General features: G+C 28.8%; 8 protein-coding genes and 2 pseudogenes. 4 read left to right on the forward strand and 6 right to left on the reverse strand.

Annotation, left to right across the window (positions count from 1 at the left end; genetic code table 11):
- The first annotated feature begins 65 nt into the window (after positions 1–65).
- Positions 66–299, forward strand: a complete 234-nt coding sequence (locus ACQCX0_RS03900) for a cation:dicarboxylate symporter family transporter (protein WP_465029881.1) — start codon at positions 66–68, stop codon at positions 297–299.
- Between the two features lie 625 nt (positions 300–924).
- On the opposite strand, the gene ACQCX0_RS03905 is transcribed toward ACQCX0_RS03900, so the two are convergent.
- Both ACQCX0_RS03905 and ACQCX0_RS03910 read right to left on the reverse strand, forming a co-directional pair.
- Positions 925–1,833 (reverse strand): KilA-N domain-containing protein, encoded by a 909-nt coding sequence (locus ACQCX0_RS03905; RefSeq protein ID WP_462562870.1) that lies wholly within the window; start codon positions 1,831–1,833, stop codon positions 925–927.
- Positions 1,826–2,742, reverse strand: a pseudogene (locus ACQCX0_RS03910) (IS1595 family transposase). The gene ACQCX0_RS03905 and the pseudogene ACQCX0_RS03910 overlap by 8 nt, the downstream one beginning before the upstream one ends.
- A gap of 104 nt (positions 2,743–2,846) precedes the next feature.
- Between ACQCX0_RS03910 and ACQCX0_RS03915 the strand changes: the two are divergent.
- The 3 genes and pseudogenes from ACQCX0_RS03915 to ACQCX0_RS03925 all read left to right on the forward strand — a co-directional run.
- Positions 2,847–3,074, forward strand: coding sequence for a cation:dicarboxylate symporter family transporter (locus ACQCX0_RS03915; RefSeq protein WP_462562871.1), 228 nt, complete (start codon positions 2,847–2,849; stop codon positions 3,072–3,074).
- Positions 3,071–3,250, forward strand: a complete 180-nt coding sequence (locus tag ACQCX0_RS03920; protein WP_465029882.1) for a hypothetical protein — start codon at positions 3,071–3,073, stop codon at positions 3,248–3,250. The genes ACQCX0_RS03915 and ACQCX0_RS03920 overlap by 4 nt, the downstream gene beginning before the upstream one ends.
- Positions 3,231–3,647 (forward strand): annotated as a pseudogene (locus ACQCX0_RS03925) (dicarboxylate/amino acid:cation symporter); the annotation flags it as partial. The gene ACQCX0_RS03920 and the pseudogene ACQCX0_RS03925, both read left to right, overlap by 20 nt.
- 108 nt (positions 3,648–3,755) lie before the next feature.
- Here the strand turns inward: ACQCX0_RS03925 and ACQCX0_RS03930 are convergent.
- From ACQCX0_RS03930 to ACQCX0_RS03945, 4 genes are read right to left on the reverse strand one after another with little or no spacing between them, the layout of a single operon-like run.
- Positions 3,756–4,937: a hypothetical protein gene (locus tag ACQCX0_RS03930; protein WP_462562873.1), complete on the reverse strand. Its 1,182-nt coding sequence runs from the start codon at positions 4,935–4,937 to the stop codon at positions 3,756–3,758.
- A gap of 19 nt (positions 4,938–4,956) precedes the next feature.
- The gene (gene lpoB / locus ACQCX0_RS03935) at positions 4,957–5,535 is read right to left on the reverse strand and encodes a penicillin-binding protein activator LpoB (RefSeq protein WP_462562874.1); all 579 of its coding nucleotides are present in this window, start codon (positions 5,533–5,535) and stop codon (positions 4,957–4,959) included.
- Between the two features lie 50 nt (positions 5,536–5,585).
- Positions 5,586–7,013: a COG3014 family protein gene (locus ACQCX0_RS03940; protein WP_462562875.1), complete on the reverse strand. Its 1,428-nt coding sequence runs from the start codon at positions 7,011–7,013 to the stop codon at positions 5,586–5,588.
- Between the two features lie 11 nt (positions 7,014–7,024).
- Entirely contained in the window at positions 7,025–7,606 is a 582-nt protein-coding gene (locus ACQCX0_RS03945; RefSeq protein WP_462562876.1) for an LPP20 family lipoprotein, read from the reverse strand.
- Positions 7,607–8,208 lie beyond the last annotated feature (602 nt).

Raw genomic sequence — 8,208 nt, forward strand, 5'->3', positions numbered from 1 at the left:
CGACCACCGAGATCTACACTCTTTCCCTACACGACGCTCTTCCGATCTAAGCAGAGGAGAACATTATGATACATATAATCTTAAAAACAATTAATCTCAACACGGTAATTTTTTCTGCTATGATTTTAGGAGTCTTAGTTGGTATTATAATGGGGGAAAAAGCAGTTATCTTCAAACCACTGGGAGACCTCTTCGTACAGCTGATAAAAATGTTGATAATTCCTTTAATTGTTTTTTCTATAATTAGCGGAGCTACTAATTTAAAAGATACTAAAGCTCCCGGTAAAATTAGTACTTGAGTAATTGTATACTTCTTTATTACTACTGCTATTGCAATTATTGTCAGCATTTTATTTGCTAATTGGGGGCGTCCTGGGATTAACCTTTCGGAGATTCCTATAAATTTAGGTAACTATATACAACTTTACACTAAATTCTCTTATTATGCTATACTATTTTAAAAAACTAAGGTTATTATATAGCTTCAGATTCTATAAAAGAAAATAGAAATAATATATTATATCTCGTGCATAAAAACCTACACTCTCAAAAGCAACTTGTATGTGTGCCAACGTTCTAGTGCTGTTAAAATTAAACAAAAAGCTCCTGGTTTTAAAATCCTGTACACTTCCTTTGCCCATTCTTCTGTCCATGCACTATATTCTAATATATTATTTCTATTTTTTTCATACCATCTTTATTTCTCACCCCCCGCTAACCCGCTACCATAAGGTATATGTGTTACTAAAGTTTTTCCATTTTTTTAGCGTTTTTTAATCTTCTATCTATTTCTTCTTTGTTCTAATCTTTCCCAAATACCTCATAATTATAAGGAGGGTCTGTAATACACAAAGACAAGCTATTTTCTTTTAACTGTTTCATAGCTATTATACAGTCATCGTTTATAATTATGTTTTTCAATTCTTATTCCTCCTTATAATCTAACGCTGTTTTAAGTTTTTTGTCAAAACCAGATAACTCCTTTTTAGTAAACAAAGAGGATTGTTTTCTAATAGCTTTATCTGGTTTTTTTCTATTAAGAATATTTAGGTAGTCATTTTTAATCTTTGTTAATAGTTCTTTTCTTTTTTCTTGAAGTAAACCCTCTTTAATAAATTGAGCATTATGCGTTTCTAAGTCTGCTAATACTGCTAGTTCATTCTCACTTGCAAAATCTCTTATATTTTTATCTTGATTCGCTAAATCCTCTTTCTCTATCCTACAAGTTTCAGCAGTCATACCAAATAATACAACATTCAATAAATTAGCCTCGTCTTTGTAGTGGTGTCTTTTCTCCTCTTCAGATCCTTGACTACGAGAAACAATATATTTTGCAACTGAATGAGTTTGCATATGGTAATTTGTTTTAGATAACTCTCTTTTTACGTGCCACTCAATCCCTTGTTTATTATTTTCTTCTTTTTTTAATCTTTTATACTCTGTAATAATATGAAGTTTTAAAGCAGGATTTAACCAAGAACAAAACTCTAAAGCAATATCAACGTGGGCATACGTACCGCCATACTTTCCTGTTTTAGCCTGTAACCCTATTATATTTGCAGTAGATATAAGTTGCTTTACACTTACCCTATATCTATTTAACCCTACATGCTGTTTAATTGTGTCGAATTCGACACAATTAAAATTTGGATTATTTAATTCTTCCCATAAACCTATATATTCTATAGTGTTTTTGTTTCTTAACCAATTTGATATAAAATACTCACCATCTTGAGTTTTTAATATTTCTGTAAGATTAATATAGTCTTCTTCTTTTATAGTATTTATTGTTATATCAATGTTATTTATTTTAATAGTTTGTATCTTACCCATTTATCAACTCCTTATATGTAGTTCTGTATTCTGTGTTAGAAAGCAAAAGATTAAATCTCTCACTTTCTTTTAAGCTTCTTGTATTATATCTAAAACAAACTCATCAATATAATTCTGTAAATGCTTTTTAGAAGTAAAATGATATATACCGATAATCACCCGCTTTAGCAAACTCCAAAATCCTTCTATAGTATTTGTATGAGCAGTACCATCAACATACTGATATTGAGAATGTCTAACAATACTATGCTTATATATCTTGCCTATACCCTTATAACCTAACCACTCATCTGTATATAAATTAGCAGTAGTTTTTACATCTTTTATTATATCTCTAGTTAAAACATTAGATGTTACATCTTCAATTTTGTAAGCATTTACTTTACCGTAACGTTCTACCATTCCAATTACAGGGGCTTTATCTATAATGCTTCTAGCTTGAGAATATTTAACTTTCTTATTTTGATGTCTATTCTTATTTTTACCGCCTATGTAAGTTTCATCAACTTCAACATCATTATCTAATCCGTTGTTATTTTCTATGTTAAAACACTTGCGTATTCTTTGTAACATAAACCAAGCAGTCTTTTGAGTAACATCAATATCCTTACCTAGCTGTAAAGAGCTAATACCTTTTTTATGAGATGTAGCAATCCATATAGCTAAAAACCATTTTTGTAAAGGAACTTTAGTATTATCAAATAAAGTTTGAGTTTTAACGTTGAAATATTTACCAGTGTTTTTACAGCGATAACGATTGTTACTGCATTTATATACTATAGAGCTAATATCAAAAGGACTTATTGCTCCGTTTTGCCAACGTAAGTTTTCTAAATGGTCTATACAAGATTGCTTTGTAGGAAAAGCCTTGATTAAGGCTATAATTGAATTGAAATCTTTATTAATCATTGTATAATATACCTATATTTTATTTCTATAGATATATTATAGTAGATTAGTACACTAATGTCAAATTAATTTAGTGTAAAGTTGTATATAGTTACCAAAATTTAATGCAGGGGGATGGGTTATACAAAGATAGAGCTAAAGTAGAAGGATTTTGGACTACGGTTCTGAGTATTGTTCCTATTAATCCTGTATTGTCTTTAACTACCGGAAGCATTCTACAAATTTTATTATTTTCAGTATTTTTCTGGTTAGGATTTTCTTTCTTAGAAAAAGATAAAAAGGCAGTTGCTCTAAATTTCTTTAACGTTGCTAACGAAGTTTGGTATGGATGATGCTACAAATAATGTTTATTGTTTCTATCGGGATTTTCGGCTTAATGGCTGATTTTGTAAAAACTTTCAGTTATTCCCTATTATATTTGGTTTTGAAATTAGTAATCTTTTATATTTTGGCTTGTGTAGTGCATATGTACGGAGTATTAGGGTTACGTGGTAAAGCTTTTTACTAAAGTACCGGTTTTTAAGTTTTTTAGAGAAACTCTACTAGTACAAATTGTATCTTTTAGTACTGCCTCTTCAATGGTTACTTTACCTGTAAATATTCAAGTAGCACAAAAATTAGGAGTATCAAAGGAAATTATAGCTTTTGTTCTAACTCTAGGAGCTACTATTAATATGAATGGCAATGCTTTATTTTATGCAATGTCTACTATATTCTTTGCACAAGTTTTTCATATAGAGTTAGGATTGCAAGAATATTTAGTTATTATTATTACCTCAGTTATAGGAGCGGTTGGGACTGCTGGAGTACCATGACCCACTCTACTACTAGTAGTTGTAAAGGCATAGGTTAATGTTTCTTTAGCAGGAATTCCGTTATTATTCGGGATAGATAGAATTTTTGAGATGATTAGAACTACAGTAAATTGTATCGGAGATACTTCTTGTGCTTTAATTGCCCAAGAAATAAAAAATAAAGAAGAAGCTAAATCTTTAGTATAAAAATAAAAAAGTTTAGTTTAAGAATTTGTCTATATTGTCGCCATAAATTAAACTAAGAATTAGAGAATCAATGGCTGTAATTATTTGGTTTTGAGGAAAAGTATAAGGATTGTTTTTACTAATGTATTTTAAATTTTTTCCAGCAGTACTAATAATTTGATTATTTTTATAAAAAATAATTCTTAAAGGTAATGTATAAACAGTATAAAGATTAATAGAGCTTGTGGTAATAACTTTAGCAATTTCTATTTTTAATTTTAGAGGAGCATTTTTTACAACTTGCATTTGATGATTAGCTAAAATTAAAAGTAATTCTTTTTGTAGAGAAGAGGATTCTATAGTGGCAAAATCCAAGCTAGGTTCCTGATTACTTACTTCTAAATTTAGCGGTAGTTTGTTTTTTAGTTGTTTTTCTAAATAAATTATAATTTCTCTTTGTTCTTTAGTAGATAAAATAATACTATCTTTATGTGGTACATAACCTTGAGCACTAATTTCATAAAAATGAGTACCTGATTTTAGAAACAGCGTAGTAGTAGGGTGATAATCTTGATTATTAATCAGAATTTTAAGATTAGTAAGCTTGGTTGGTAAAACTTTAAAGATTATTTGATTAAGAGTAGACAATTGTAAGTTAAGCTCTTTTTGATAGGTAAGTAAATTGGTATAGAGTTCCTGATTAATTACTAAATTATAACTTTTGCCAAATCCTAACATAGCTAGTAAGAATTCTACTTTTTGTTGCTCATTAACTAAAGAAATTTTACTTAAGCCTTTAATCTGATTATTCTTTATACTATTAGCTAAAAACTTTACAGTATCATTGTAAGAAGTTAAATTAAACCCTACCGAAATTTTGTATTGATTTCTACTCAGCTTTTTTGGTTCACTAAAAATAAGCCCTTTAAAAAATGCTGTGGAAGATAAATCTATAATTGCAGTAGATTTACTAGAAAAACTATCGTTTTGTAATTCTTCCCGAGCATTAAATTTAGATTTAACTGTTACACTAAAATTCTGCCCTAATAAAGCTATAGCATTATTTCTAGCAACAAGAGGAGTAGTTCCGATACTAGTTTCTACTAAGAGATAATCTTTAGGATTAAGTAAGGAAGAGGCTAAATTATGAGCTTCTCCCTTAATACCAAAGAATAATATTAATAAGCAACTACAAGATAATAGAAGAGCTTTCAAGATAACAACTCATAGTTTTTTAAAATAAAGATTTTTTACTTACTTTATTTAATTCTGCTTCATCAATCCAAATTTCTTCACCAGTTTCTATATTCTGAATACTTAAAGTAAGTTTGTAGTAGGTTTGTTTCTCTTTATGGACATAATTGGTAATGGCACTAAAATTACCATAAAGCACATATTTAGCACCCCATAACTTACCTAATCCAGTAGCTCTTTGGCTATCGGTTAGTCCTGCTTGATTTAATTCTTGCTCTTTCATTAATAAATTAGTTTTGTCTCTATTTAAAATACTAAAGAGTCTGGCTTTATTCATAGATATTTTTAACGTATCGGTTATACTTTGGGTATCTATATATTCTGAGGTTTTATTTTTAATAACATCAATTAATAAAGTAGGTTTCTCTCCACTTAATTCTTCTTTAAGTTGGCTGTCGGTTATAATTTTTTGAGATAGAGTACTAATTAGCATTTTTTGGTCTGTAGCAGAAAAAGTACTAGCTAAAGTATTTTGTGATACATCCTGATAATTAGATTTATTAGACCCACAAGCAGCTAAAAAAATCAAAGTTGTAAATAAGATAATATAGTGTTTCATTGATAGTTAAATCCTTATTAGTAGTTAAGGTTATTGTAATTGCTTATTCACTAATAAGCAAGCTTTTTACCCTGATAAATAACTTTACTATATATAGTTTCCCCAGTATCTATAAGATGTATAACGGCAATCTCTCCGTTATTTAAGCGAAGATTGCTTAAAGTAAAAGTTCTTTGATGATTAATTGATAAGTTTAAATTTTCAAAATTATTACTAGTATTAATCTTAAAGACTTGTACATATTGTGGTAATAATAGCCAAGATCTTAGGTCTGCCTGTTCGGTAATATTTCCTAACACTCCTAATACTTGTACCGCAGTACTCAAGGGGTTGTTCGTATCATTAGTTGTTGATTGCAGTTGTGCTGAGGTTCTTAAAATTAAACGGCTCATTAATCTTGCTATAATCATCGGATATCTTTCTGCTAAATCATATTTTGCCAAAGTACCTAAATTAGCCAGTAAGACCCCCTTAGATTTTGCTATTACTCTACCTTGGGTATTATTGATAGAGGCATTAACTTCATTAATTTTAATATTATTAGCGGGATAATAAGGTAGAGAAAACGAGGTCCACACATTATATAATAATACATCTCCCCTCATAGCTTGTTTTGCTTGAATAAACCCTTGTTCATAAAATACTATAATAGTTTTTTTTTGATTATAATTCTCATAACTATTATCAAAAGTTTGTTGCTTTGCCAATTGATGATAATAGGTAGGATCCCAAACTTTACTTAAACGCATTAAATCTTGATGAATAAAGTAATTATTAGGAGCTAATTCTAAAGCTTTTTTATAATCAATATAGGCATTATTGCTCTCTCCTAATAATTCTCTAATCTGTCCTGAGAAATAATAAATATAACTATTTAGAAATTTATCTTTAGTTTGAGCTCTTAAAGCGGCGGATTGTTGTAAGAGGATTGTTGCATCTTTCGAGAAAGTATAATTTTGAATCTTGTTTTCTATCTTATTAATTTCTTGTTCTCTTAAACTCTCGGCATATTTTTGAGTTTCTTGGGATTTTCTAATTTCTATCATTGCTCTAGAAAAATCTTTCTCTAAGAGGTAGTTCATAGCTAAATATAAATGTATTAAGGCTGCCTCGTAAGTTGAGCCATCATATTTAATAGATTTATCATTTAATACAGTTGAAGCAATTGCCGTGTCAAAGCCTTTTTGTAAGGTGATTTGTGCTTGGTCGTTCTGCTGATTATAAATGGTATTTGAGATATTAAAATATTTAAGACTATTGTTATAATCATTTTGAATAAAAGCTAATCTCCCGGCTTCTTGGGTATTTAATAAAAAATTATTATCACTTTGGTTGGTTGTTTTAAAATATTTTTCTATATCCGTGGGAGTATTAGTCAGAGTTTTTTTGGTAATTTCGGCAATTTTTTTAGGATAAACTTCAAAAGTACTACAACTACTAAGAACTAAAAAAGATATAAGTAATAGTAACTTCCGCATAAAAAAATAAATTATTCTACAGACTTAGGAAGTTGTTGTAGTGTATCTACGTCTGTATACTTAGCTAGTTCTGCTTGATTGCTATTATTAAGCAAAGTATTTAGGTTTTTTTTATAAAAATCTTTATCTAACCCTACTAAAACATACATAGCACCATTAGGACTAACCTCAGTTCTATATAATTTAGAACCTTGAATAGTTTCAGAAGTTATTTGTTTATTAAGAACTGAAGCAACTTTATCAATGTTTTCTTGCTCCGTTACACCACTACTTTGCATAAAACTTTTAACTGTATTATTAACACTTACTTTAAGTTGTTGTGCTAGTAATACTCTAGCATTAACCAAGGCTTGTTGTTGCATGAAATTTATACCGGCTTTAGATTTTTCAGTAATTCCCACGGCTTGTACGGCAATTCCTTCAACAAGTGCTCCGCATACCCATAAAGGAGCTTTATCTTTAGGAGAATCCGGAAAATTACAAGTAGTAATTGCGTCTAATTTTACTGTATCTTTATTTCCTCCACAGGCAATAATAGCTAAAAAAGCTATCATAATAAAATATTGTTTTTTTAGAAAAATTTTATTGTACATAAAGATACTCCTTTTAAGAAGGATTAACATTTAATAATACTAATTATAGATAGATAATCTTAAAAATGTAAATATTTTTTTATTAGATTAGAAATTATTGCGTAAAACAGTCTTTTAACTAGTGTGAAAAATTTTAACTGATTAAAGCTTCTATAATAATAGATACTTCTTCGAATCTACCTTTAGTAGAAGTTGCCTGTAAAATTTTGTAAGTAGAGCAATTTTTTTGAAATAAGTAAGGAAATTATTCCAAATTAAATATTGTTCAGTTAGGGACATTCTTGTTGCAATGAGACAGTATATAATGGGAATAGTAACTAGGTATGTGAATAAAAATAAATACAAAAAATGCGAAAAAAAGGCGAATAAATAGAAAAAAGTAATTTATATTCCCGTTTAATATGTCATTTTTTATATAGTGGGGTAAAACATAAGTAAATAGGCACTTTCAAGTGAAGTGTCTATTTTTTTGGCAATTATATACCTGACTAACCAATTTTGTTATTTTATGTTTTCTTTAAAGTATTCAGAAACGAATTTTAGCACTTGTTCAGTAATTCTGAAACCTTTATCTATGTCTTCTAAATATCCTTGATGTATTG

The sequence above is a fragment of the Candidatus Hepatincolaceae symbiont of Strigamia maritima genome, from assembly GCF_055505085.1.